Annotated in this window: 1 protein-coding gene; it reads left to right on the top strand. The window is 67.9% G+C overall.

Going from position 1 to position 1,422, the window contains the following annotated elements; all coding sequences use genetic code 11:
• A partial coding sequence (locus P2T65_RS21115) for a DNA translocase FtsK (RefSeq protein ID WP_276200692.1) occupies window positions 1-1,422 on the top strand: 1,422 nt, incomplete at both ends.

Raw genomic sequence — 1,422 nt, 5'->3', positions numbered from 1 at the left:
TCGAGCAGAACGCGGCACTTTTGGAGAGCACGCTGGAGGATTTCGGGGTCAAGGGCGAGATCATCAACGTGCATCCCGGCCCGGTGGTGACGCTCTACGAGCTGGAGCCGGCGCCCGGCACCAAGTCCTCGCGGGTGATCTCGCTCGCCGACGACATCGCCCGCTCGATGAGCGCCGTCTCGGCCCGCGTCGCCGTCGTGCCCGGCCGCAACGCCATCGGCATCGAACTGCCCAACGCCAGGCGCGAGACCGTCTACCTGCGCGAGCTCCTCGCCTCCCAGGACTTCGAGCAGACGAGACTCAAGCTTGCCCTGTGCCTCGGCAAGACCATCGGCGGCGAGCCCGTCATCGCCGAACTCGCCCGCATGCCGCACCTGCTCGTCGCCGGCACCACCGGCTCGGGCAAGTCCGTCGCCATCAACACCATGATCCTGTCCCTCCTCTACCGCCTCAGGCCCGAGGAGTGCCGCCTCATCATGGTCGACCCGAAGATGCTGGAACTGTCCATCTACGACGGCATCCCGCACCTCCTCACCCCCGTCGTCACCGACCCCAAGAAGGCGGTCGTCGCCTTGAAGTGGGCCGTGCGCGAGATGGAGGAGCGCTACAAGAAGATGTCCAAGCTCGGCGTGCGCAACATCGACGGCTTCAACGCCCGCATCGCCGAGGCAAGGGCGAAGGGCGAGGTCATCACGCGCACGGTGCAGACCGGCTTCGACCGCGAGACCGGCGAGGCGGTCTACGAGGACGAGGTCATGGACCTCGCGCCGCTGCCCTACATCGTCGTCATCGTCGACGAGATGGCCGACCTGATGATGGTGGCGGGCAAGGAGATCGAGGGCACCATCCAGCGCCTCGCCCAGATGGCCCGCGCCGCCGGCATCCACGTCGTGCTCGCCACCCAGCGCCCGTCGGTCGATGTCATCACCGGCACCATCAAGGCCAACTTCCCGACGCGCATCTCCTTCCAGGTGACGTCCAAGATCGACAGCCGCACCATCCTCGGCGAGCAGGGGGCGGAGCAGCTGCTCGGCCAGGGCGACATGCTGTACATGGCCGGCGGCGGGCGCATCACGCGCGTGCACGGGCCGTTCGTGTCGGACGAGGAGGTGGAGAAGGTGGTGGCGCACCTCAAGGCGCAGGGGCGGCCGCAATATCTCGACGCCGTCACGGCCGACGAGGAGGGCGCGGCACCGGAGGCCGACGGCGCCGTCTTCGACAACACGTCGTTCGGCGCGCCGGGGGGAGACCTCTACGACCAGGCGGTGGCCATCGTGCTGCGCGACAAGAAGGCCTCGACCTCCTACATCCAGCGCCGCCTGCAGATCGGCTACAACCGCGCCGCCTCCCTCATGGAGCGCATGGAGAACGAAGGCATCGTCGGACCCGCAAACCACGCCGGAAAACGCGAGATCCTGATCG

The sequence above is a fragment of the Chelatococcus sp. XZ-Ab1 genome (assembly GCF_029309855.1).
GTDB classification, from domain to species: Bacteria; Pseudomonadota; Alphaproteobacteria; order Rhizobiales; family Beijerinckiaceae; genus Chelatococcus_A; species Chelatococcus_A sambhunathii.
The sequence above is the reverse complement of the archived record's forward strand: the minus strand, read 5'-3'. Positions and strand labels throughout refer to the sequence as shown.